Source organism: Pseudomonas sp. B2M1-30, assembly GCF_025447575.1.
Classification (GTDB): domain Bacteria; phylum Pseudomonadota; class Gammaproteobacteria; order Pseudomonadales; family Pseudomonadaceae; genus Aquipseudomonas; species Aquipseudomonas botevensis.
This window is the reverse complement of record NZ_JAOEJT010000016.1, coordinates 64,958-88,114: the sequence shown is the minus strand read 5'-3', so window position 1 is coordinate 88,114 and position 23,157 is coordinate 64,958. Positions and strand designations below refer to the sequence as shown.

The 23,157-nt window shown below is 58.8% G+C and carries 26 protein-coding genes and 3 tRNA genes; 8 read left to right on the top strand and 21 right to left on the bottom strand.

Features of this window, described 5'->3' with window-relative positions:
- Positions 1-56: 56 nt before the first annotated feature.
- Both N8H74_RS25210 and N8H74_RS25205 read left to right on the top strand, forming a co-directional pair.
- Positions 57-356, top strand: coding sequence for a hypothetical protein (locus N8H74_RS25210; protein ID WP_217831739.1), 300 nt, complete (start codon positions 57-59; stop codon positions 354-356).
- A gap of 292 nt (positions 357-648) precedes the next feature.
- Positions 649-861, top strand: a complete 213-nt coding sequence (locus N8H74_RS25205; RefSeq protein WP_007956027.1) for a cold-shock protein — start codon at positions 649-651, stop codon at positions 859-861.
- 70 nt (positions 862-931) lie between these two features.
- On the opposite strand, the gene N8H74_RS25200 is transcribed toward N8H74_RS25205, so the two are convergent.
- Positions 932-1,249 (bottom strand): I78 family peptidase inhibitor, encoded by a 318-nt coding sequence (locus N8H74_RS25200; protein WP_217831738.1) that lies wholly within the window; start codon positions 1,247-1,249, stop codon positions 932-934.
- Positions 1,250-1,411: 162 nt separating this feature from the next.
- Positions 1,412-1,717: a hypothetical protein gene (locus N8H74_RS25195; RefSeq protein WP_262151145.1), complete on the bottom strand. Its 306-nt coding sequence runs from the start codon at positions 1,715-1,717 to the stop codon at positions 1,412-1,414.
- A gap of 131 nt (positions 1,718-1,848) precedes the next feature.
- Between N8H74_RS25195 and N8H74_RS25190 the strand changes: the two genes are divergently transcribed.
- Positions 1,849-2,061 carry a hypothetical protein gene (locus tag N8H74_RS25190; protein ID WP_217831736.1) on the top strand — a complete coding sequence of 71 codons (213 nt, stop codon included), beginning with the start codon at positions 1,849-1,851 and terminating at the stop codon, positions 2,059-2,061.
- 35 nt (positions 2,062-2,096) lie between these two features.
- Here N8H74_RS25190 and N8H74_RS25185 read toward each other — a convergent pair whose 3' ends face one another.
- The 8 genes from N8H74_RS25185 to N8H74_RS25150 form a co-directional block, all read right to left on the bottom strand.
- A complete protein-coding gene (locus N8H74_RS25185; protein WP_262151143.1) occupies positions 2,097-3,125 on the bottom strand; it encodes a nucleoside hydrolase in 1,029 nt (342 codons plus the stop codon).
- Between the two features lie 42 nt (positions 3,126-3,167).
- Positions 3,168-3,572, bottom strand: a complete 405-nt coding sequence (gene rbsD, locus N8H74_RS25180) for a D-ribose pyranase (protein WP_217831734.1) — start codon at positions 3,570-3,572, stop codon at positions 3,168-3,170.
- Positions 3,569-4,486, bottom strand: coding sequence for a ribokinase (rbsK, locus tag N8H74_RS25175; RefSeq protein ID WP_262151141.1), 918 nt, complete (start codon positions 4,484-4,486; stop codon positions 3,569-3,571). Before rbsK ends, rbsD begins: the two co-directional genes overlap by 4 nt.
- Before the next feature lie 24 nt (positions 4,487-4,510).
- Positions 4,511-5,530: a LacI family DNA-binding transcriptional regulator gene (locus N8H74_RS25170; protein WP_262151139.1), complete on the bottom strand. Its 1,020-nt coding sequence runs from the start codon at positions 5,528-5,530 to the stop codon at positions 4,511-4,513.
- Between the two features lie 3 nt (positions 5,531-5,533).
- Complete coding sequence (locus N8H74_RS25165) at positions 5,534-6,511, bottom strand: ABC transporter permease (protein WP_217831731.1); 978 nt, start codon at positions 6,509-6,511, stop codon at positions 5,534-5,536.
- Complete coding sequence (locus N8H74_RS25160) at positions 6,508-8,061, bottom strand: sugar ABC transporter ATP-binding protein (protein WP_262151136.1); 1,554 nt, start codon at positions 8,059-8,061, stop codon at positions 6,508-6,510. The genes N8H74_RS25165 and N8H74_RS25160 overlap by 4 nt, the downstream gene beginning before the upstream one ends.
- A 56-nt stretch (positions 8,062-8,117) precedes the next feature.
- A complete protein-coding gene (locus N8H74_RS25155; protein WP_217831729.1) occupies positions 8,118-9,074 on the bottom strand; it encodes a sugar ABC transporter substrate-binding protein in 957 nt (318 codons plus the stop codon).
- A gap of 199 nt (positions 9,075-9,273) precedes the next feature.
- The gene (locus N8H74_RS25150; protein WP_217831728.1) at positions 9,274-9,726 is read right to left on the bottom strand and encodes a hypothetical protein; all 453 of its coding nucleotides are present in this window, start codon (positions 9,724-9,726) and stop codon (positions 9,274-9,276) included.
- 337 nt (positions 9,727-10,063) lie between these two features.
- Here N8H74_RS25150 and N8H74_RS25145 point away from each other — a divergent pair, with 337 nt between their 5' ends.
- The 3 genes from N8H74_RS25145 to N8H74_RS25135 all read left to right on the top strand — a co-directional run bounded on the left by N8H74_RS25145 (position 10,064) and on the right by N8H74_RS25135 (position 12,317).
- Positions 10,064-11,152: an asparaginase gene (locus tag N8H74_RS25145; RefSeq protein ID WP_217831727.1), complete on the top strand. Its 1,089-nt coding sequence runs from the start codon at positions 10,064-10,066 to the stop codon at positions 11,150-11,152.
- 201 nt (positions 11,153-11,353) lie between these two features.
- Entirely contained in the window at positions 11,354-11,623 is a 270-nt protein-coding gene (locus N8H74_RS25140; protein ID WP_262151228.1) for a DUF1654 domain-containing protein, read from the top strand.
- A gap of 4 nt (positions 11,624-11,627) precedes the next feature.
- Positions 11,628-12,317, top strand: coding sequence for an endonuclease I family protein (locus N8H74_RS25135; protein ID WP_217831725.1), 690 nt, complete (start codon positions 11,628-11,630; stop codon positions 12,315-12,317).
- A 53-nt stretch (positions 12,318-12,370) separates the two neighbouring features.
- Here the strand turns inward: N8H74_RS25135 and N8H74_RS25130 are convergent, their stop codons facing one another.
- Both N8H74_RS25130 and N8H74_RS25125 read right to left on the bottom strand, forming a co-directional pair.
- Positions 12,371-13,282 carry a siderophore-interacting protein gene (locus N8H74_RS25130; RefSeq protein WP_262151130.1) on the bottom strand — a complete coding sequence of 304 codons (912 nt, stop codon included), beginning with the start codon at positions 13,280-13,282 and terminating at the stop codon, positions 12,371-12,373.
- An 85-nt stretch (positions 13,283-13,367) separates the two neighbouring features.
- Positions 13,368-13,736, bottom strand: coding sequence for an SPOR domain-containing protein (locus N8H74_RS25125; protein ID WP_217831723.1), 369 nt, complete (start codon positions 13,734-13,736; stop codon positions 13,368-13,370).
- 249 nt (positions 13,737-13,985) lie between these two features.
- Between N8H74_RS25125 and csrA the strand changes: the two genes are divergently transcribed.
- Positions 13,986-14,180, top strand: coding sequence for a carbon storage regulator CsrA (gene csrA / locus N8H74_RS25120; RefSeq protein ID WP_003179932.1), 195 nt, complete (start codon positions 13,986-13,988; stop codon positions 14,178-14,180).
- Positions 14,181-14,387: 207 nt separating this feature from the next.
- On the opposite strand, the gene N8H74_RS25115 is transcribed toward csrA, so the two are convergent.
- The 3 genes from N8H74_RS25115 to N8H74_RS25105 form a co-directional block, all read right to left on the bottom strand.
- Positions 14,388-14,843: a DUF2214 family protein gene (locus N8H74_RS25115; protein ID WP_217831722.1), complete on the bottom strand. Its 456-nt coding sequence runs from the start codon at positions 14,841-14,843 to the stop codon at positions 14,388-14,390.
- A 116-nt stretch (positions 14,844-14,959) separates the two neighbouring features.
- The gene (locus N8H74_RS25110; protein ID WP_217831721.1) at positions 14,960-15,214 is read right to left on the bottom strand and encodes a hypothetical protein; all 255 of its coding nucleotides are present in this window, start codon (positions 15,212-15,214) and stop codon (positions 14,960-14,962) included.
- Between the two features lie 108 nt (positions 15,215-15,322).
- Positions 15,323-15,399 (bottom strand) — tRNA-Val (locus N8H74_RS25105).
- A 183-nt stretch (positions 15,400-15,582) separates the two neighbouring features.
- Here N8H74_RS25105 and N8H74_RS25100 point away from each other — a divergent pair.
- Positions 15,583-16,866, top strand: coding sequence for an FAD-binding oxidoreductase (locus tag N8H74_RS25100; RefSeq protein WP_262151124.1), 1,284 nt, complete (start codon positions 15,583-15,585; stop codon positions 16,864-16,866).
- 56 nt (positions 16,867-16,922) lie between these two features.
- Here the strand turns inward: N8H74_RS25100 and N8H74_RS25095 are convergent, their stop codons facing one another.
- The 6 genes from N8H74_RS25095 to N8H74_RS25070 form a co-directional block, all read right to left on the bottom strand.
- On the bottom strand, positions 16,923-17,894 hold the full coding sequence (locus N8H74_RS25095) for an XdhC family protein (RefSeq protein WP_262151123.1): 972 nt from the start codon (positions 17,892-17,894) through the stop codon (positions 16,923-16,925).
- A 2-nt stretch (positions 17,895-17,896) separates the two neighbouring features.
- Entirely contained in the window at positions 17,897-19,132 is a 1,236-nt protein-coding gene (locus tag N8H74_RS25090) for a cytochrome c (protein ID WP_262151120.1), read from the bottom strand.
- A gap of 2 nt (positions 19,133-19,134) precedes the next feature.
- Entirely contained in the window at positions 19,135-19,674 is a 540-nt protein-coding gene (locus N8H74_RS25085) for a (2Fe-2S)-binding protein (protein WP_217831717.1), read from the bottom strand.
- Positions 19,667-22,498 (bottom strand): xanthine dehydrogenase family protein molybdopterin-binding subunit, encoded by a 2,832-nt coding sequence (locus tag N8H74_RS25080; protein WP_262151118.1) that lies wholly within the window; start codon positions 22,496-22,498, stop codon positions 19,667-19,669. Before N8H74_RS25080 ends, N8H74_RS25085 begins: the two co-directional genes overlap by 8 nt.
- Positions 22,499-22,867: 369 nt before the next feature.
- Positions 22,868-22,944, bottom strand: a tRNA-Asp gene (locus N8H74_RS25075).
- Positions 22,945-23,037: 93 nt separating this feature from the next.
- Positions 23,038-23,114, bottom strand: a tRNA-Asp gene (locus tag N8H74_RS25070).
- Positions 23,115-23,157: the final 43 nt, after the last annotated feature.

The following is a 23,157-nucleotide window of genomic DNA, read 5'->3' as shown; positions in this document are numbered from 1 at the left end:
TAACCTCAAATGGGCTGAGAATTGCCACGAACCACCCAACCAAGGAGTCTCCAGATATGCGCCTTATCCGACTTTTCGCTTTCGCGGCCCCGCTGGCCATGCTGCTGCCACTGAGCGCGCACGCTGCGTGGCCTGCCGGCGTGAAAGAGCAATATATGAACGATTGCACAAAAGCCGCCAGCCAAAGTGTCAACCCGACCGTGGCCAAGCAGCATTGCACCTGCGGCGCCGACGTTCTGGAGAAAAAATTCACGACCCAGGAAATCGCCCAATTGATGGACAAAAACACCCCACCCAGCGGCGAACTGGGCCAGCGCGCATTGAAAGAAATCTCGGTTTGCCGGGTTCAGAAATAAGGTCAAGCGATAGGGTTTTCGAGCTGCCAGCGGTCAGAAAAGCGCGAAAAAGCTTATTAAACCGATAATTTACGCAGCTTTTATAGCTTTTTTTACGCCCTCCTTTCTCGGCTGAAAGCCTTTGAAACCGGGGCTTTCAGCCATTTCAGCCACTGAGATGACTGCAATATGAAAGCAAACAGTGCCGCCGGGGGGCTACCAAAGCGAACATTTCGACTATGATACCCCGGTGTGCCCAGTTGGCCTGAGCAGCACAGTACTACTGAAAATATATGTTTCTTGGAGATACACCATGTCTAATCGCCAAACCGGCACCGTTAAATGGTTCAACGATGAAAAAGGCTTCGGCTTCATCACTCCTCAAGGTGGCGGTGACGACCTGTTCGTACACTTCAAAGCTATCGAAACTGACGGTTTCAAAAGCCTGAAAGAAGGCCAGACCGTTTCCTTCGTGGCTGAGAAAGGCCAAAAGGGTATGCAAGCTGCACAAGTTCGCCCAGAGTAATCTCCCGGCGCACTAAAAAAACCCCGTCCATGTGACGGGGTTTTTTATGCCTGATCAAACGCTTTGCAGATCAGCCGCAGTTGACGCGGGTGACGACCAGATTGTTATCGGTGTTCAGATTCAGCCGATCAGAGCGGTATTCCAGGGTAATCATGTCGTTGGGCTTGAGGAATCGGGCGTTTTGCGCACCGGCACGGGAACGTGCCTGCTCCAGCAGCTCCGGTGACGCCTTTTTACCGATGGTGAACTCTGCTGCCTGAGCCTCACAGCGGCTATGACCGGATTCGGTCGCCACAGGAGCGCTGGCCGGTTCGCTGGATGTTGTATTGCAGCCAGCCAACATGGCCATAGCCATAACAGTACCCAGTGACGCGAGCTTCCAAGGCATGAAGCCTCCTTCTTTCAATAGTTAAGCTGAGATCGTGCGACCGCCAATCCGGCGTTTGGTTTCACGACAGGCGCAGCCCCCTGCCCCACGATCGGAAAAACGCCGAGTTTGCCTGAGCTACGTCCGATGCCTCACCACAGAATCGTCACTGAATATTAATGCTCAGTAGACATCGATGTAGTCATACGGCGGATTGGGCCAGTTTTCCTTGAGCGCATTGAAAATCTGCATGACCCAGACTTCATCGCTGGCCGCGACATTTCCCACATACCCCGAGCCCTTGGCCCAGGTTTCCAGGCGAAACAGCAGACCATCGATGTCCTGGCCACCCGTGACACCGGAAGAAATATAGGCAATCCCCGCCTTCGTCACACGTAACTGGGTGTGCATGTCGTCACTAGCCGACGCCAGCAGTTGACGCACGCTTTCAAGCGTCAGGCCATCGGGAGAGTTCAAATCGATCTGCACAAGTCAGTCCTGGGTTAAGCCGGAAAAGACCAAGTGTCGCATAGCGTTGCATTCATGCCTAAGTCGCAGTGTCAAATGACCGACAAAGTGGTTAACTCAGGATTCCGAATTTCCGATCCTCGAGCCCCATCATGAGCACCGTAAGCATTACCGCCGATATCAAGGCTGTCTGGCCACAGGGCCATAGCTCATACAGCCCGGGCAGCCCGGAAGAATTGGCGTTGATCAGCATTGATCTGCTGGTCAGGACGCTCGGCACACAAGGCGCGCAATCATTCATCGCGCAGGTGTTCGAGAAGTATCCGGGCGACTACACCGGCGCCTCGGATATCGAGCGGGAGTGAGAGAGCCCGCAGGCTGAAACCTGCGGGTTTGTAGCTTACTTCAAGCGTTTCAGGCGCTCGGTCAGCAGATCGAAGAATCCCTGGGCATCGCCATTTTCCACCCAAAAGGCATTCTTCGGCGCCTTGAGGCCGTCATACCAGTCGACAATGGTTTGACCGAAGGTCGGACCTTCGCGGCTGTCCACCACGACATTCACCGAACGACCGGTGAACAGCTCGGGCTTGAGCAGATAGGCCACGACCGTGGCGTCATGCACCGGACCACCCGGAATGCCGTAGTGCTCCATGTCCCCCTTGATGTACTCATTGAGGATGTCGCCGACAATTTTGCTCGCATTGTTGTTAAGCGCCGCGATCTGCTTCAGGCGCGCATCGCTGGTGAGGATCTTGTGGGTCACGTCCAGCGGCAGATACGTCATCTTGACGCCACTCTTGAGCACCACTTCGGCTGCCTGAGGGTCGGCATACAGGTTGAACTCAGCCACCGGAGTGATGTTGCCACCATTGAAGTGCGCCCCGCCCATGACCACTACTTCCTTGATGCCCTGGACGATTTCCGGCTCCTGGATCAGCGCCAGCGCCAGGTTGGTCTGCGGCCCGAGCATGGCGATGGTGATGCTGTGCGGCTTGGCGCTCTTGAGCGTATCGATCAGGTAGTTGACCGCATTGCCCTGTGCCAGGCCTTTTTTCGGCTCATGTACCGTGACACCCGACAGGCCTTCCTTGCCATGGATGTTCTCGGCGTAGATCGGCGTGCGCATCAGCGGTTTTGGAGCACCAGCGTAGACCGGCACGTCCTCGCGCCCTGCCCACTCGCGCGCCAGACGTGCGTTACGCGACGTCTTGTCGAGGCGCACGTTGCCGGCCACGGTGGTCAACGCCCGAATCTTCAATTCTTCAGGCGAAGCGAGAGCAAACAGCAGTGCAACTACATCATCGGCGCCCGGGTCGGTATCGATGATCAGATCGATCTTCTCTGCCGCCTGGGCGCCAGTTGCGGTTATCAATGACAAAAGCAGCAGACTCCGGATCAGTTGGTGCATTTTCTGAGCATAGCGGTGCATGGCGCATTCCTTGTGCTGGTGAAAAACAGGGGCGATGCCCCGTTAAAACGTTACCCCGGCCACCAGAACGATGTTGCAGTACGGCTGACATTCGCCTGTACGAACTATCGCTCGTGCCTGTCGGCTGAGAACCTTGAATTGCTCATGACTGAGCAGATCACGCCGCCCGATTGCCCCCTCGTCGTTCAACGCATCCAGCGCTGTCAGTGCAGTCGGTTGCTTATCGAGGATTTCCTTGGCCAGCGCATGGCTTTCCACCTGCATCTCGCTGAGCACAACCTTGAGGGTGCTGACGAAATCCGGAATTCCGTGAGTGAGTGCCAGGTCGATCAACTCGACACCTGGAGGCACCGGCAGGCCGGCGTCGCCGATCACCACCATGTCGCCATGCCCGAGGGATGCGATAAGGCGCGACAGCGCGACATTGAGCAAAGGAGTCTTTTTCATGCGGATTTGAAACCCTGTACGTCGGACAAAACGGGAATGGACGGCTGGGCACCGGCCCGGGTGACGGACAATGCCGCAGCGACCTGCCCGAAACGAATGGCTTCGGACTCGGACTTTCCGGAGGCCAGCGCCGCAGCAAAACCACCCACGAAGGTGTCTCCGGCCGCCGTAGTATCGACAGCCTTCACGGTCGGTGCCTGACAATGTTCGAAACCGGTGCCATTGGCGAACAGCGAGCCCTGCGCCCCCAAGGTGATGATCACCTTGCCGGCGCCCATGGCAATCAGATGGCTGGCAGCGCGCTCTGCTGCCGCCAGCGAATCCAACGGCAAACCGCTCAACGCGGCGGCTTCGCTCTCATTGGGAATCAGATAATCGATCGACGAGTACCAATCCGCAGGCAGCGGACGACTGGCGGGCGCCGGATTGAGGATCATGATCTTGCCCAGCTCACGGCCGCGCTTGAGCGCATACCCCACGGTGGCATCAGGGATTTCGAGCTGGCAGATGATCACGTCCGCCGCCTGCAGTACCGCATCGAAGCGATCGATGACCGCCGGCGTCATTGCGCCGTTGGCCCCGGCAACGATCACGATTGCGTTCTGACTGTTGTCGTCGACCACGATCAACGCCACGCCACTGGAATCCTCGACAGTGGTGACCGCCTGACAATCGATGCCCTCGGTCAGCAGTGCGTCGCGCAATTGCACGCCGTACGCATCGTTGCCGACACAACCCACCATCGCCACTTGCGCGCCAAGACGCGCCGCAGCGACAGCCTGATTGGCTCCCTTGCCACCGGACACCGTGGCGAACGAGTGACCGATCAGCGTCTCCCCACCGTTTGGCAGACGAGGCGCACGGGTCACCAGATCCATGTTCAGGCTGCCTATTACCACTACATTTGCTGGCATACATCGCTACTCATAAATTCGGTTTCAGCGGTACTCGGTAAACACACCCGCCAGTGGCGCGGTCGACTCTCGCAAGACAATGCTCGGGGTGACGATCCGCTGATCGGTGGTCAAAGCCGGCGTGGCAATCCTTTTCAGCAACACTTCCGCAGCCATCTCGCCCAGTTGCAGGATCGACTGGCCCACGGTGGTCAGCGCCGGGTACACATACCGGCTCATCTGGATATCGTCGAAACCGATCACCGACAGCTCGGCAGGAACGCGCACATTGCGCTCGGCAGCGGCACGCAGCACACCGATGCCGATCATGTCGTTACCGGCAAAAATCGCACTTGGCGGACTGCCCTCAAGCAGCAGCGACGCCGCGTTGTAACCACCGGTGCTGGTAAAGTCGCTTTCCAGCATCCGCGCCGCCGGCACCTCGACACCCGCCTCCTTCAATGCCCGGCGAAACCCGGCCAGACGCATTTGCGCCACGCTGGTACTGGCCGGACCACCAATGGTGGCGATATCGCGATGCCCCAGCTCCAGCAGATGCCGGGTAGCAAGATAAGCACCGTATTCGTGATCGATGCGCACCAGGTCCGCATCGACACCTTCCAGCCCACGGTCGACGATCACCATTGGCGTTTTCACACCGGCCAGGCCTTCCGCCAGACCACTGTCGCCACCCGCCGATGCGACGATCAAGCCGTCGATACGCTTCTCCAGCAGCACTCGCAGATAGCTGCGCTGCTTTTCCGGGTTGTCATCGGAATTGCAGAGGATCACGCAGTAGCCGTTACGCTCGCAGTAATCCTCGATACCCCGCGCCAACTCGGCGAAGTACGGGTTGAGGCTATTGGGCACCAACAGCCCGATAGTCGCGGTGGTCTTGGCCTTCAATGACCGGGCGACGGCACTCGGCACGTAGTCGAGACTCTTGATTGCCGCCTCCACCTTGAGCCGCACTTGCGCGCTGACCGGTCGGGTCTTGTTCACCACATGGGACACGGTCGTGTAGGAAATCCCCGCGAGCGCCGCCACATCTTTGATCGTTGCCATGTCTCAGCCCCGTCGGCTTGCGCGTTGACTACGATACGTATCCAGCACCACGGCGATGACGATCACCGCTCCCGTGATGATGCGCTTGGTCGGCTCGGTCGCGCCAATCTGCGCCAGACCGGCCGCCAGCACGGAGATGATCAGCACCCCGAAGAAGGTACTGATTACCGACCCACGCCCGCCCATCAGGCTGGTGCCACCGATCACCACTGCCGCAATCACTTGCAGCTCCAGACCGGAGCCGGCATTCGGATCGGCGGCTTCCAGACGGGAAATCTGAAACAGCGCCGCAATCCCCGCCAGCAAGCCCATCAGGCTGAAGACCAGAATTTTGTAGGGCTTGGGATTGATCCCCGCCAGGCGTACCGCTTCTTCGTTGGTGCCGATACCGATCAGATAGCGACCGAACACCGTCCGGGTCAATACCGCTTGAGCGATGAAAATCACCAGCAAGGCGATGATGAACGACGGCGAAATGCCGAAGGCGATCGGGTTCGACAACCAGGCGAACGAATCACCGATATAGGCGGTACGCGACCCCGTCATCTGATACGCCAGACCGCGCGCCATTTCCAGCACACCGAGGGACACGATGAACGACGGAATACGCCAGGCAACCGTGATCGAACCGGTGACAGTACCTGCCAGGGCAGCCACTGCCATCCCCAGCAATGCCGCTGGCAGCACGCTCCAGCCCCAGCCGAGAATCGCCACGCTGACCGTCGAAGCGGCGAGCGCCAGCACCGAGCCAACCGACAGGTCGATACCACCGATGATCAGCACGAAGGTCATGCCCACGGCCAGCACCATCAGATCGGGAATCTGGTTGGCCAGGGTACTGAAGGTGTTATAGGACAGAAAATGGCTGCTCATCACCGAGAACAGCGCGACCATCGCCAGCAAGGCTCCGGCCAGGCCCAGATAGGTGCCCATGCCGTAAAAGTTGCCACTACGTTTGCCGGCGGAAGTTGCAGTTTTCATGGGAGATCCCTAGGCGCTGCTTCGTTGAGCAACGCATCACGTTTTTGGTAGCCGGCGAACGCGGCGGCAAGCAAATCATCCTGGGTCCAGGTGTCACGCTCGAAGGTGTCGATCAGCCTTCCTGCCGACAGCACTCCGATCCGGTCGCAAATCAACATCAGCTCGCGCAAGTCGCTGGAGACCACCACCAGGGCTTTCCCCTGCCGGGTCAGCTCGCCCAGCAAGGCATAGATATCGAATTTGGCACCGACATCGATACCGCGGGTCGGCTCATCGAACAGCAGCACCGAACAATCACGCTCCAGCCAGCGACCGATCACGACCTTCTGCTGGTTACCGCCCGACAGCTCGGAAACCAGTTGAGTCGGACTCGAGCTGCGGATGCGCATGGCATCAATCTGCCGCTGCGCGAGCGCAATCTCGTCGCCGCTGTTGACGAAACCACCGCTGGAAATTTCCGGCATGTTGCCCAGGGCGATGTTGGCGCTGATCGACTGACTGAGCAGCAGGCCTTCACCCTTGCGGTCTTCGGTAATCAAAGCAATGCCGTTGCGCACCGCATCGACCGGCGAGCGGATGCTCACCACTCGAGCCGGCGAGCCGAGCGCCACCGTGCCGCCGTCGGCGACATCCGCACCGAAGATCAAGCGCAGCAGCTCGGTGCGCCCCGCGCCGATCAGTCCGGAAATACCGAATATTTCACCGGCACGGACTTCGAAAGAGACGTCTCGCACTTTATCGGAACGGCTCAACCCGTTGACCGTCAACGCCGGAGCACCGATCTTGCGCGGCCCCATGTCGATGTGCTCGCCCAACTCGCGCCCGACCATCAGGGTCACCAGTTGTTCGCTGTTGTAATTGGCCATCGGCTCGACGCAAACCAGATTGCCGTCACGCAGCACGGCAATCCGCTGGGCGACTCGCGCCAGCTCTTCGAGACGGTGGGAGATGTAGATGATCGCCACGCCACGCGCCTGCAACCGGGTGATCTGCTCGAACAGCATTTCCACTTCGCGAGCCGTGAGCATCGCGGTGGGCTCGTCGAGGATCAGCACATGGCAATCGCCGATCAGGTTGCGGGCGATTTCGACCATTTGCTGATGACCGATGCCCAACTCGCCGACCAGGGTATCCGGGTCGATGGCATCCAGCCCGACCTGAGCCATCGCCTCGATGGCAGCCTTGCGCAGTTGCTTGCGACTGATCCAGCCGCCATTGCTTGGCAAATTGTCGAGAAACAGGTTTTCCGCCACCGACAGGGTCGGCAACAGATTGAGTTCCTGCATGACCATGCGCACGCCGAGCTCTTCGGCCTGGGTGCGACTGCCCGGGCGATAGTCCTTGCCCTGGAATTGCATCTGGCCCGTGGTGGGCGTCACCAGGCCGCCGATGATTTTCGACAGGGTGCTTTTACCCGCGCCATTCTCACCGGTCAGCGCCAGCACTTCACCGCGCATCAGCTCCAGATCGATGCCTGCAAGCACTGGCTGCGCATAAGTCTTGCCGATACCGCTGACCGAGAGGACAGCGTTCGGGGCGGAAACTGACATAAAAACTCTCCATGCGCCCGCCCGGACGGGCGAGCGCCATTGTGTTGCCAGAAGACTTATTGGGTAACCAGTTCAACCGGCGTTTCGATCACGCCGTTGGCACCGCTGTCGACTTTCTCGCCCTTGATGATTTTCAGCGCGGTCTGGATGCCGAACACCGCCTGCTTGGCGGCGAACTGGTCTGCGGTGGCCAGCACACGACCGTCCTTGAGCATTGGCTTGATGGCGTTGATGTTGTCGTAACCGACCACCTTCACCTGGCCGGCCTTGCCAGCGGCACGCACAGCGGAAACGGCACCGACGGCCATGCTGTCGTTACCGGCCAGCAAAGCCTTGATTTCCGGGTATTCGCTCAACATCGAGGAGGCAACCTGATTGCCTTTGTTGATTTCCCAGTCACCGGACTGCAGCGACACGACCTTGATTTGCGCCGCCTCCATCGCGTCCTTGAAACCGGCCGTACGGGCCTGGGCATTGGTCGTGGTGGAGACCCCTTCAATGATGCCAACTTCATCCCCGGCCTTCAGTTGCTTGGCCAGGTACTCGCCGACCAGGCGCGCACCCTTGCGGTTGTCCGGGCCTACGAACGGAACGTTGATGTTTTTGCTTTTGACGACTTGCGGATCAAGCTGATTGTCGATGTTGATCACGGTGATACCGGCATCCACAGCTTTCTTGATGACCGGCACCATGGCCTTGGAGTCGGCCGGCGCGATCACCAGTGCGTCGACCTTGGACACGATCATTTGCTCGACGATACGAATCTGGTTCGCGGTGTCGGTCTCGTCCTTGATGCCGTTGGAGATCAGGTCGAAATCAGCGGAGTGTTCTTTCTGATAGGCCTTCGCGCCGTCTTCCATGGTCAGGAAGAATTCGTTGGCCAGGGACTTCATGACCAGTGCGACTTTGGGTTTTTCAGGGGATTCGGCGAAAGCCGAAGAGACAGGCAGTGCGGCGGACGCGGCAGCCAGCATAGCGACAGCGAGAAGACGTCCAGCGAATGGCAGCTTCATTGGGTTCACTCCGATCTTATGATTATTGTGAGCAACGCTTGCACTGGCATAAGCTGCACCACTTGCGTCAATGGATAGACCACCACGAAAGCCGCGCAAACGTTTGCGTAGACCGAACTATGCGAATCCCGCCGACATTTGTCAACGATTGAAAATCTGCTTTTTTCGTAGGGCGATTCCTTGCAGAACCGCCCTTTCATCATGCCGTGGTGTTGATCACCGAACCGCTACCCGCTTCTTTGGCAAGTTCCTTGGCCAGGCTGCCGGCCACAACGGCAAGCGCCGCATTGGTCTGAGCGATCTGTCCCTGAACAGCCGTGACGGCCGTCGTCTTGGCCTCTTCCGTCGGATACTTCGCAGCCTGCGCAGCCGCCAGTTGCTGTTGTTGTTCCTGCAGCTGTTTCTGCAACTCCTTCATGCGCTTGAGCAGCATTTTTACCGTGAGACTCTGGCCGCCTGCCCCACCGCTTTCATCTGCCTTTTCCTCCGGAGCGGCGCCACCGGTTCTGACCTGAGCGGGAGCACCTTCATCCTTATCCTTCGCCTTCTCCGCCGCTTCCTGATCGGCCTTTTTCAGCGCATTGATCGTATCGACAGATCGACCACCGATGGTGACCTTGCCCGGATCCGAAAAACCAATTGTCATCGACATAAAAGCCCCTGAGATGTGTATTCCTTTTCATACAAATCGACCAGAACCTCGATTTCTTTAGAAAGCTGTGGGAATCGCCAATCAATGTCGTGTAGTCCTTTTCGGAGATCCGACCAGGAAAATGCCCCGCGTTCGGATACCCGGATGCGCGGCCCTTTGCAGATGACCTTGCCATGAACAAATCTTGATTTAAATCATAAGGTTAAACATTTCCCTCAAGCACAGTACGTCTGGTACAGATCCTGCTCCCCTCCCGATACCCCAGGCATTCAGATCGGTCGGGGGTGCATCTAGATGAACCTGCATCAGCACCGTCTCACTACTAGAAGAGAAAATAATGAAATCTGCATTCAGTACTTTGCTTCCGGGCGCCATGGCCCTCCTGCTGCTCCTGCCCTCTGCCGCTCAGGCAAAAGAAGTCGAAACCCAGACCAAACTCGCCAACGTCGTCATTCTCGCGACAGGCGGCACCATCGCCGGCGCTGGCGCCAGCGCTGCCAACAGCGCCACTTACCAAGCGGCCAAAGTGGGTGTTGATCAACTGATCGCCGGCATTCCCGAACTGAGCAAGCTGGCCAATGTGCGTGGCGAACAAGTCATGCAGATCGCCTCGGAAAGCATCACCAATGACAACCTGCTGCAACTGGGCCGCCGCGTTGCCGAGCTGGCGGACAGCAAGGATGTCGATGGCATCGTGATCACCCACGGCACCGATACCCTCGAAGAGACTGCCTATTTTCTGAATCTGGTGGAAAAAACCGACAAGCCGATCATTGTTGTCGGCTCCATGCGCCCAGGCACTGCCATGTCCGCAGATGGCATGCTCAATCTGTACAACGCGGTCGCGGTGGCCAGCAGCAAGGAAGCCCACGGCAAAGGCGTACTGGTGACCATGAACGACGAAATCCAGTCCGGTCGCGATGTCAGCAAGATGATCAACATCAAAACCGAAGCGTTCAAAAGTGCCTGGGGCCCCCTGGGCATGGTGGTAGAGGGCAAGTCTTACTGGTTCCGCCTGCCAGCCAAGCGCCACACCATGGACTCGGAGTTCGACATCAAGAACATCAAGAGCCTTCCTGATGTGGAAATCGCCTATTCCTACGGCAATGTCAGTGACACTGCCTACAAGGCACTGGCGCAGTCTGGCGCCAAAGCGATCATTCACGCCGGCACCGGCAATGGCTCGGTTTCCTCTCGCGTAGTTCCGACCCTGCAAGCCCTGCGCAAGGACGGCGTGCAGATCATTCGCTCGTCTCATGTCAATGCCGGCGGTTTTGTTCTGCGCAACGCCGAACAGCCTGACGACAAGTACGATTGGGTCGTCGCCCATGATCTGAACCCGCAAAAAGCCCGCATCCTGGCCATGGTCGCCCTGACCAAAACCAACGACAGCAAAGAACTGCAGCGGATGTTCTGGGAATACTGATTCGCCTCCGCCCGATCCGCTCTCGATCGGGCATCTCCTCACCACTCGCCATTGCGGCGAGTGATGAGGAGATGCCTACAGTTGCTTCTGATCTTTCCTGCAGAAAAATTTAACCTGCACCACATCAAAACCGGAAAAGCGCTGTCAGAGGATTCTCTTTAATTTTAAGCAGTTGCGAAAATGCCCACAGTTAAATACTGTATGCACGTACAGCATAATAAGGATAACCTCGTGGCCACCTCCCCTGATGCTCCTGACGCTTACGAACGCATGGGCATGCGTGTTCAAAAAATCATCAATTCCCCCTCCGCACAAAAAGCCAAAGCCGCCCTGATTTTCCGCCTCGCGGATGAACCCGTGGATGAGTGGGAGCGCTTGCTTGAGGAGATTGACGAGAACGACAACGTCACGCTCGCTTATCGCGACGATGGTGGTGTGCAGATTTTCTGGGTTGTGCCTAAGGAAGATTGATTCAATGAGTGTCCGCTGTTTTGCTTTGCTGTTGCTGTTCATTTCCATCGGTGCCCAGGCTGCTGCGCCGCGCACATTCAACGAAGCCAAGAAGGTCGCCTGGAAGCTGTACGCACCACAGTCCACCGAGTTTTATTGCGGCTGCAAATACACAGGCAACAAGGTAGATCTGGCCGCTTGCGGTTATGTGCCCCGCAAAAACGCCAAACGCGCATCACGAATCGAATGGGAACATATTGTCCCGGCCTGGGAGTTTGGCCATCAGCGTCAGTGCTGGCAGGACGGCGGTCGCAAGAATTGCACGCGCTACGATCCGTCCTATCAGAAAGCCGAAGCCGACTTGCACAACCTCGTGCCGAGCATCGGCGAGGTCAACGGCGACCGCAGCAATTTCAGCTACGGCTGGCTGCCTGTGCAGAAAGGCCAGTACGGCTCATGCCTGACTCAGGTCGACTTCAAGGCGAAGAAGGTCATGCCCCGCCCTTCGATTCGCGGCATGATCGCCCGCACCTATTTCTACATGAGCAAGCAATATGGCTTGCGTCTGTCGAAGCAAGACCGGCAACTCTACGAAGCATGGGACAAGACTTATCCGGTCCAGGACTGGGAACGCCAGCGTAATCAAAGCGTGGCGTGCGTGATGGGTCGCGGCAATGAGTTCGTCGGACCGGTGAATATGAAAGCCTGCGGTTGACCTACCGCGCACAAAAAAGGCCTCGAACATTAAGTTCGAGGCCTTTTTTGTGGCTAGCTGCCGGGCTTGTTGTAACGCCAGTAGCCCATCAGATTGAGCGAGTCACGAGGAATGCCACGCTCCTTGATCAGATGTTTGCGCAGACTCATCACCGCAGCGGACTCGCCGGCGACCCAGCCATAGAATCCCTCGGCAGCCAGGTCGGCAACCTCCCAGAGAATGTCCTTGTCTATGTCGACATCCGCCAACTCGATCGCTTGGCCGACCGACGATGCATCCACTGGCAATACCGCCTGGCGCACCGCCTCCACCATCAGCGTGCCAGCCACTGCCGCCCCCGCCTGTTCCCGAATCAGCCACTCCACGAACAGACCCGGCCAATCCGGGACCGGCAGCATGTCCTGCGTACTCTCCACCTCGAAAAACGCCTGGGTCTGTGGCGGCTCGGCAAGTGCCGCCAGTTCGTCCAGGATTCCCATCGCGGCCGGCAACGCAGTCGAATCAGCCACCAGCAAAACCTGCTTCAGGTTCTGCGGGGGCTTCCATTCGTAGCCACCCGCTTCTTTGGCCGAGAAACGGCTGTCGGGTGCCAGAATCTGCATCGACTCTCCCGGCTGCGCATGCAACGCCCATCGCGAGGCGGGACCGGTCTCACCGTGCAAGACAAAATCGATGTCCACCTCGCCCTGCTCTGCACGCAAATGACGGATGGTATAGGTGCGCATTGCCGGACGCCGATCCGCCAGCATTGCACGGAAACGGTTATACCAGCCTTCACTTTGAGCCAGTCTTGAAGGCGACCCATTCTGGGCAGGGAAAAACAGTTTGACCCGCTGATCCGGCGCCCAGGTTGCCATCTCGCTCACTGGAGGACCGGAAAGCGTTACCCGCATCAGATGAGGGCTTAACTGTTGCTTTTGACGCAGCACTACATCGAACAATTTGTAGGGTGTGGCGGAGGCCATCGGGAGCTCCTTCTGGATTCGTCGGTAACTCCATTGAAACGAGCCACACCAGACGCCCTTTAGCCTTCCCCGCCGAATGGATCCCTTACTGAGCGGCTGTGCGCTCGATCACCAGCGATTCGATGTTCTGCTTTTTCGCCCGAACCAGGGCAGCATTCAACTCAACCTGACGCGCTTCGGCATCGGCTTTCGAGTTGAACGGGCCAACCAGAATCCGGGTATTGCCACTGCTGTCCTTGATCACGCTGGGCACAAAAGCGTGCTCGATCAACCAGCCGCTCAGGTCGCTGACCGCCTGAGTGGTTTCACCACGCACCTCAAGATCCCACTGTGGGGCCGAGGCTACGGCAGACGCCGCAACGGCCTCCGACTTCGGCTTTTGCGCATCCACACTCTTGCCTTCACCACATCCTGCCAGGACCAGAGCCGCGACTACCCAGACCAATTTGCGCACAACGCGTCCCTCTGAATTCCGAAAGCGGCGATCTTAACATTCGCGAATGCTTTCCGAGTCCAACAAAATGGGCACAAAACAACGAGATTGATGATTACAGCCCCTGTATAGTTACGCGCTGGGAATTAATGCCGCATCTGCGCGTCAGAAAGATGCACCCAAAATGTGAGACTTCGCACTAATCTATACGTACCACCGACCTCTGCACTGCCTGCATCAGGTGCCCCACAAGCAATCAAGGAGAAGACCATGCTGATACTCACCCGCAAAGTCGGTGAAAGCATAAACATTGGTGACGACATAACGATCACCATTCTCGGCGTCAGCGGCCAACAGGTTCGCATCGGCATCAACGCGCCAAAGAACGTTGCCGTACACCGCGAAGAGATCTACCAACGCATTCAGGCTGGCCTGACCGCCCCGGACAAGCCGCAGACTCCCTGAGCCCTATCGCAGTCAGTAGCCAGTTCGTTTGCCTTCGTGTAATGGCTGGCTAAAGATTCAAGCGTCGTACCGCCCCTGCCTCATGGGCCACGAAACCCGCAACGCCTCTCCCTCCTGCGCGCGCCTCCTTTTTCGCAACCGATACTAACCATCATTTCAATGGTTGGCTGTCGGACGTTTCCGAAGAAGAGCAGGGAATCTGTCCGTCTAGCCGAACGTCACGCCACGCGCCATGCCGGTGGCCGCCACAACCATCAGAATCAACAACAACGCTTCGACATGACTGATGCGGGCAAATACCTTTGCACGTCCGATATCGAGGGTCGCGCCCCGCGCCTGGGCGATACGCCATTTGATCAGCGTGACCATCGGTGCGAGCTCCAACAGCAGGATCAGCACAAACAGCGTCATCTTCAGATGGAACAGCGGTTGGTGCAGGTAATAATCAGAACCCTTCTCGTAACCACCAAAGGCGCGCATGCCGCCGGTGACGAGCAACACCAGCGCCGAAATCCCCCACAGATTGTCCGCCAGCAATACTCGTCGAACTTCACCCGCCCCGGCCGCCAGACGACTGAATGCCGTTCCACGAGTCAACACGGCCCAGAAGCCCAAGGCAAACGCCAATAGATGAATCGCTGCAAGAAACCAATGAACCAGCATTGATGAACTCCCGTCAGGCAGAGTAGGAAATCGGCCAGACAGTAGTAGTCGATAAAGCGCGACTCTGCCCGACAGAGCGTCGAGCGCAATACTTGTCGAAAGGACAGGAAGGGATATCAGAGGAAGGCAAATCGCAGGCAAAAAAAATCCCAAGCAGCTGATGGAAGCTTGGGATTTAAAAATGCATAAACCGTGGTGGTGAACGCGGGACGGATATTACTGAACCAACGTACTTGTAACAAGCTATTTTCGATAACTGGTTGGTTAAATAGAATCGTAAGCCTTTCAATATCCACACTATTTTCATGGCTGATAACAAAAATTGCTGATAGACGGCAATTGAGCCACAACCGAAAAATCCAGTCCGACACAGAAACGCTCAAGATGGGTTCTGCAAAAGTTTTGCAAACGACAAAAAGCAAAAAGGGGTCACCGTTTCCGGTGACCCCTCTAGACCGCCCAGCAGAGCGGATTTTGTTTGGTAGGCGCGATTGGACTCGAACCAACGACCCCCACCATGTCAAGGTGGTGCTCTAACCAACTGAGCTACGTGCCTGCTGTGAGGCGGCATTCTACGGAATTCCGGAGGGGTGTCAACACCTTTTTTTCACCTAACCCTATGAATATGCAAAATATTTAATTTCGCCCCGGCAAAGAAGATTTTCCGGTGGCTGGCGGAGGATTTTCAACTCGGGTAGGATCGACGCACTCGTAAAATATATTAAACAGAGGCTGCAGGATGGCGAACACCCCTTACCCAGAGTCTTATTACGCGGCATCGGCCAATGCCGTACCGCCACGTCCGGCCTTGCAGGATGATGTGGAGACGGATGTCTGTGTGATTGGCGCTGGTTATACGGGGCTTTCCTCGGCCCTGTTTCTGCTGGAGAACGGTTTTCGCGTGACCGTTCTGGAGGCGGCCAAGGTCGGCTTCGGCGCCTCGGGTCGCAATGGCGGGCAAATCGTCAACAGCTACAGCCGTGACATCGATGTGATCGAGCGCACGGTCGGCCCGAAACAGGCGCAATTGCTTGGGCAGATGGCGTTCGAAGGCGGCCGGATCATTCGTGAGCGGGTCAGCAAATACAACATCCAGTGCGACCTGAAGGACGGCGGCGTGTTCGCCGCCCTCTCGGCCAGGCAGATGGGTCACCTGGAATCACAGAAGCGCCTGTGGGAGCGCTTCGGTCACACACAACTGGAGCTGCTCGACCAGCGCCGCATCCGCGAAGTGGTGGCCTGTGATCAATACGTGGGCGGCATGCTCGACATGAGCGGCGGCCATATTCATCCATTGAACCTGGCGCTGGGTGAAGCCGCCGCCGTGGAATCCCTGGGCGGCACGATCTACGAACAATCGCCAGCCGTGCGCATCGAGCGCGGCGCCAATCCGGTGGTGCATACGCCGCAAGGCAAGGTCAGGGCCAAGTTCATCATCGTGGCCGGCAACGCCTATCTCGGCAATCTGGTGCCGGAACTGGCGGCCAAATCAATGCCGTGCGGTACGCAGGTCATCACGACCGAGCCCCTCGGTGATGAACTGGCGAAAACCCTGCTCCCGCAGGATTACTGCGTTGAAGACTGCAATTACCTGCTCGACTACTACCGCCTTACAGGTGACAAACGTCTGATCTTCGGCGGCGGCGTGGTCTATGGCGCGCGGGATCCGGCGAACATCGAGGCGATCATCCGCCCGAAAATGCTCAAGGCGTTCCCGCAACTCAAGGATGTGAAGATTGACTACGCCTGGACCGGAAATTTCCTGCTGACTCTGTCGCGCTTGCCGCAGGTCGGACGCCTGGGCGACAACATCTATTACTCCCAGGGTTGCAGCGGCCACGGCGTCACCTACACGCACCTGGCCGGCAAGGTATTGGCCGAAGCCCTGCGCGGTCAGGCCGAGCGTTTTGATGCGTTTGCCGATCTGCCGCATTACCCCTTCCCTGGCGGGCAAATGCTGCGCACACCGTTTGCCGCGCTGGGCGCATGGTATTACGGGCTGCGGGACAAACTGGGCGTTTGATGAGCCCCAAATAGAAAAGGGCCGCTATGACAGCGGCCCTTTTTTTTGCCCGGGAATCAGAGCTGCTCCCGAGCAATCCCGCTACGGATCCGCAAGATATCCGCCAGCACCGCCAGAGCAATTTCCGCCGGGGTCTTGCTGCCGAGGTTCAGGCCGATCGGTGCGTGAATCCGCGCCAGCTCGCCCTCCCCCAGCCCGCCAATCCGACGCAACCGCTCGAAGCGCTTCTGCGACGTCTGCAGCGAACCCATCACACCAATATAAAAAGCCTCGGTGCGCACCGCCTCCATCATCGCCAGGTCGTCGATACGCGGATCGTGAGTCAACGCCACCACCGCCGTATCACGGTGACAGCCGCCATCGGCAATGAACACCGACGGCAATTGCCGACGAATCTCCACGCCATCAAGCACCACACCTTCCAGCACCTCATCGCGGGGATCACAGAGAATCACCTCGAACCCGAGACCGACCGCAAAATCGGCACATGCCTGCGCCACGCTGGAATACCCCGCCAGCAACAATCGCTGGGCCGCGCCGACACGAATCCTTACCCGATCAATCTCGCGCTCGATCCGCGCACCTTGCTCGCGATCGGCAAACAGACCGCGCGCACCTGTCGCCAGATCGACCTCGCGGATCAACCGACGCTGCCCCAGCAGCGCCGATTCGAGTTCACGCAGATGCGCCTGCACCTCGCAGCCGGCGTCAAATTTCTCTACCAGCACATCGAGAATACCGCCACAGGGCAGGCTGACCCGCGAACGCGGATCGTCGCCTTCCCCGTAACGCACGACGTTGACCGGATCGAAAAACGCACCTTCCGCGACGCGCTCGAGAAAGTCTTCCTCGACACAGCCGCCGGAAAGCGACCCGATCCACTGCCCGCCATCGTTCACCGCCAGCAGCGAACCCGGCGCGCGCGGCGCCGAGCCGTAGGTCGTCAGCACGGTACAGAGCCAGATGCGCTGTCCGGCGGTCGACCACTCCAGCGCTCGGCGCACCACTTGCAGATCGAGATGCTGCATGGTCAGTGCGCCTTATGCTCGACGGACGGTGCGTCAGCCTGGAGCTTCTGCACATCGCCAATCGCCAGTTCGCCCGTCTGACCACCCCAACCCTGACGCAGGTAATTCAGCAGATCGGTCAGTTGCTCGGCACTCAGCTTGTCGGCGAAACCCGGCATCGGTTGCATGTGTTCGAACCCGGCGAATTTCTGCTCGCCGATGCCATCCTCGATGACCCGCAGCAAGTTGCGCGGATCTTCCAGGCGCAGCGTGGTGTTGCCGCGCATGGCGACGGCGATGTGCGGCTTGCCCTCACCACCGGCCGCGTGACACCCGGCGCAGACGTTCAAATATTCCTGACGACCACGCTGGGCACTGGCACTGAGCTTGTCCAGAGACACTTCGGTCAACTCTTTTGCCGCTGGCGGCTTGTCGCCGAGCAGGAAGGTGGCCATCGCCGCCAGGTCAGGATCGTTCAGGCCCTGAGTGCTGTTGTGGAACACCGGAAACATCTCGTTGAACATCGTGCCCTGGGCGCTCATCCCGTGCTTGAGGAACGTGCTCAGATCCTGATGATTCCAGCCCCGTGCCGCCAGGTCTGTCGCCAGCAGGCTCGGCGCCAGATAGCCGTTGAGGATGCCGCCAGTCATGCGTTTGTCTTGCTGCATCGCTCCCGGCAAACCGCGCGGGGTGTGGCATTCGCCGCAATGGCCGAGCACGTCGACCATGTATTGGCCGCGCTTCCAGGCTTCGCTTTTGCCCTCGGCGGACTCCAGCTTCACGTCTTTGCCGTACAGCATGTTCCAGCCCGTCAGGCCCAGGCGCACGTTGAACGGAAAGCTCAGGCTGGTCACCGGCGCAGCGCGCTCGATAGGCTCGACGGTTTTCAGATACGCGTGAATCGCGTCCGAGTCCTCTCGCGGCATCAAGTGATACGAGGTGTAAGGCATTGCCGGGTACAGATTGGCGCCATCACGACGCTTGCCCTTGGTCAGCGCGGCGAAGAACTCTTCATCGGTGTAGAGGCCAATCCCGTGCTCCTTGCTCGGGGTGATGTTGGTGCCGTAGATTGTGCCGAACGGCGACACGATCGGCAGCCCGCCGGCATAGGGAGCGCCGCCCGGCGCGGTGTGGCAGGCCATGCAGTCGGCGGCGCGGGCGAGGTACTCGCCGCGCTTGACCGCATCATCCGCGTGCGCCAGAAACACCGGCGCAGCCAGCCCGACCGCCAGGGTCAGGCGGGTCAATAAACGCTTCATGCTTAACCCTCCTTGACCAGGCCGAGATCGGTCAGCACGTTGCGGGTGGCGTTGTAGTAACGCACGTACCCGGTGCAACGGCAGACGTGATGGCCGAGGCTGTCCTCGATGACCTGCTCCAGCTGGCTTTTGACGATCGGCTGGCGTTGCAGTTTCTCCACCAGCACGGTGGCGGCATTGACGAAACCTGGCGCGCAATAGCTGCACTGGAAAGCGAATTCGTCGACGAAACGCTGCTGGATCGGGTTCAGTTCGGTGACCTGGCCCTGCTCGTCACGCTTGGCGTGGCCTTCGATGGTGCGCACTTTCTTGCCCTCGAAGTAATGCGCGCCAGTGATGCAGGTGCGCACTTCTTCGCTGGTGCCGTCCGGGTTGTCGACGATCACCACGCAGGCGTGGCAGATACCCTGGCCGCAGCCGAGGCGCGAACCGGTGAGGTTCTTGTATTCGTGCAGGTAATCGATCATCGGCAGGTCATCAGGGATGTCCACCGGGCCGACGGATTGACCGTTGAGAGTCAGTTGAAGCGGACGGTTAGCCATTGAGGGCCTCCTTGATGCGCGCAGCAGTGATTGGCAGATCGCGAACACGTTTACCGATGGCGTGAGCCACGGCGTTGCCGATGGCGCCGACCACCGGAATCATCACCACCTCGGCGATGCCTTTGGACGGGTCGCTTGGCGACAGGGGCGGCAGGATCTCCGCCGTCTGTTTCCACACCGCAACGTGACGCGCCATCGGCAGGCGATAACGGTTGAAGTTCCAGTCACCCTCCCCCGGCCCGCCCTCGTACAACGGCATCTCTTCCATCAGCGCGTGGCCGATCCCCATGGCGATTCCGCCTTCGAGCTGGCCCTTGACCAGTTCTTCGACCAGCACCCGGCCGCACTCCAGCCACGAGTGATGGTTGAGCACTTCCACTTCTGCCGAACCTTTGTTGACCTTCAGTTCCACCAGCGTCGCGACCGGGCTGTAGTACGTCACGGCGGCATTGTTCAGTTGAACCACCGGATAGGCGACGTTCTGCCGATCCAGCAGGTGGAAACCGGCGCTGTTCATCTGCGCCTTTTTCGCATTTGGAGCGCCATCGCCGTACTTCACGGCCAGACCATCCAGCGGCAGACGTTCGCGCACGCCGTCGATGCTGTACTCGGCCTCGGCCCAGCTCCAGCGGTTGAAGCCGTGTACCGTGGCACCGGTCACCAGACCGCGTTCATGGGCACGCTTGGCCAGCTCTTCGAAGCTCAGTGGCTGCATGCCGTTGGCAGTCAGCTTGCCGTCGACCCAATGCGCGTCTTCACGCCGCACCACATAAGGGTTGGCCTGGCCGCCGTACGGGCCTTGTCGCCAGATTTCCAGCGCTGCCGGCCACAAACCGTGGTTGAACAGCACACGCGCCGCTTCACGGGTGGCGTGGCTGAAGTAGTAGGCCGAGTTGGTCGCCGACGAGGCCGACGCCAGTTTGCCGACCCAGCGTGGATTGCGCAGGAAGTTGTCCTGCTCGGCCTGGCTCATGATGTAAGGGTTGCCGGCGGTGACCAGCTGCATTTCCTTCCATTCGGTTTCGCCAGTCTTCACATCGTGGGCCGGACTGCCGAGGAAATCGGCGACGACCAGCGCTTGCGAAGTGGACATGCCGGTGCCGATCTCGATGCCGATATGACGCAGGGAAATACGCCCGTCGGCGCTGAACTCGATGCTGGCCATCGGCGCTTCGGAGCCGGTGCCGAAGTCTTTCTGACAGATGGCGAAACCGACGCCGTACCAGTTATCCGGATCCGCCGCTTCGCGCTGCTTCTTGATCGCGTCGCGGTTTTTCCAGACTTCGTGCAGCGACGCCTTGTCGAGAATCTCGTGCAGGCGCAACGCACCGGCCGGAATCGCGCCCTGGGTGTTTTTCATCCCCGAGCGCAACGCATTCTTGCGACGCAGGTCGATCGCATCGACACCGAGGCGATCGGCGATTTCATCGACCATCATTTCGGTCGAAGCCATGCTTTGCAGGGTGCCGTAGCCGCGCATCGAACCCGCTTCAACCGCGCGGGAGTGGTACGCGGTGACCTGCAGATCGTTTTGCGGCATGTAGTAGATCGATTGCGCCGCCGTGGCGCCAACCGCCGCCACTGACGGGCTGTAGTTGATCCGGCCACCGCCATCGACGCTCATTTCCGCGCGGAAAATCTTGAAGCTGTGATCGGTCTTGTCCACCGCCAATTGATAGCGGATGTCGAACGGGTGACGCTTGATACCGCTCTGGAACTGCTCGTAGCGGTCGTTCGCCAGACGCACCGGCACACCGGCGCCGTACAACGCGGCAAGGGCTGCGTAGTAAACGAAAATGTTGTGGTCTTTCGAACCGTACCCCACGGTGTAGCCAGGGTGCATGTTCAGATTGGCCAGGCCATAGCGCGACGGCGCGATCATTTTCGCGGTCTCGGTCGCGGTTTCCAGCGGGCATTGGGTGGCGACGACGAAATGCAGGGTCTTGGTCGCCGGGTCGTACCAGCCGTTGCCGTTGTCCGGCTCCATGGCGGCCGGTTCGATCGATGGGGTCTTGTAGCGCTCGTCGAACACCAGCCAGTTGTCCGGCGGCGTGTCGATCTCTTTTTTCATGCGGTCGGCGTAGAACAGGCCGCGCTCGGTCAGGTTGCCGTGCAGGTTCGGCTGGGAATTCCATACCGGGCGACGATTCTTGAGCATCGGGAACAGGATCGAGTCCTTGAGACTGGCGAACTCATCTTCGTCCGCCGAAGTCGCACCACCGACGCGCACGTAACGGAAACTGCCATAGGGATCGCCTTCGTAGAACGGCACCTGGGCGCCGTAACGAATCGCTTTGTCATTGAATTTGAGTTTGTTCTTGGCCTGGCGGAAACGCTCGAAATCGTTCCAGATCAGGATCGCCACCGGATGACCGATGAACATCGGCACCTTGCCTGGCGGCAGCAACGGGTCCGGGGCGTGCTCTTCCGGGAATACGATGCCGTCCTGGTCCAGATCGGCAGCGGTGACGATGCGATCAGGCTGCAACTCGGCACCGAGCCACGACAGGTCATAGCCGTCGTAGATGCGGTCGGCCTTGATGGTTTTCAGCAACATGGCATGGCCTTGCTGCTGAGGCCAGCCCGGCATGTCCCTGGAACGGATGTCGCGAGCAAACACTTTGCTGCCGCAGACCTTGGACAAGGCATCGTTACGCTGGCGTGCCTTGCCGTTATTGCCGAGCCATTGCTCGGACGGCACGGTCACGCTGTTTTCCATCAAGGCAGCCAGCGCCTGGCTGCTGAGCGGCGTGAGCGTGACGCTCACCCCCGCCACCAGCCCGCCCTGAAGGAACGAGCGCCGGGATATTTCACGGTTGGACATGGATCATCCTCTGGGTGGTTATGGATCCACCCTTCTGGTTATGTACTGGGAATCTCGAGTCTTGCAGAAGCCCTTTCTGGCGAAACAAAGGGCTGTGATGACAGTGCAAAGCTGACCGAAAGGTTAACTTTATAGGTTTCTGCGCCTGCGGAAAACAACTGGAAACAAAAATCTGACTAAAGAATCAAAAAAACACTGTGGGATTTGTGCTGATGAGGGAGCCGGAGCTTGGGAGGGGGCAAAGGAGGAAAGGTCAAATTTCAGACACAAAAAACCCCGGTCTTTCGACCAGGGTCTTTGCTATCGATCCGAATCAGCCAGCTGCTGGTTTCGGCGCTTCAAGGCGTTCAGTGGTCCTCGAAGCAGATATGGCGCAGCGGACGGGACTCGAACCCGCGACCCCCGGCGTGACAGGCCGGTATTCTAACCGACTGAACTACCGCTGCGTATCGCTTTGAGCTTGCGCTCAAGTAACTCGTTTGACTGAAAGCTTCGGTGCTTTGCAATCGCGAACCAGACATCGCCTGACTCGTAAAATATGGCGCAGCGGACGGGACTCGAACCCGCGACCCCCGGCGTGACAGGCCGGTATTCTAACCGACTGAACTACCGCTGCGCGTCGGTGGAGGCATTTCAGCCTTCCATCTTGCTTTCGCAAG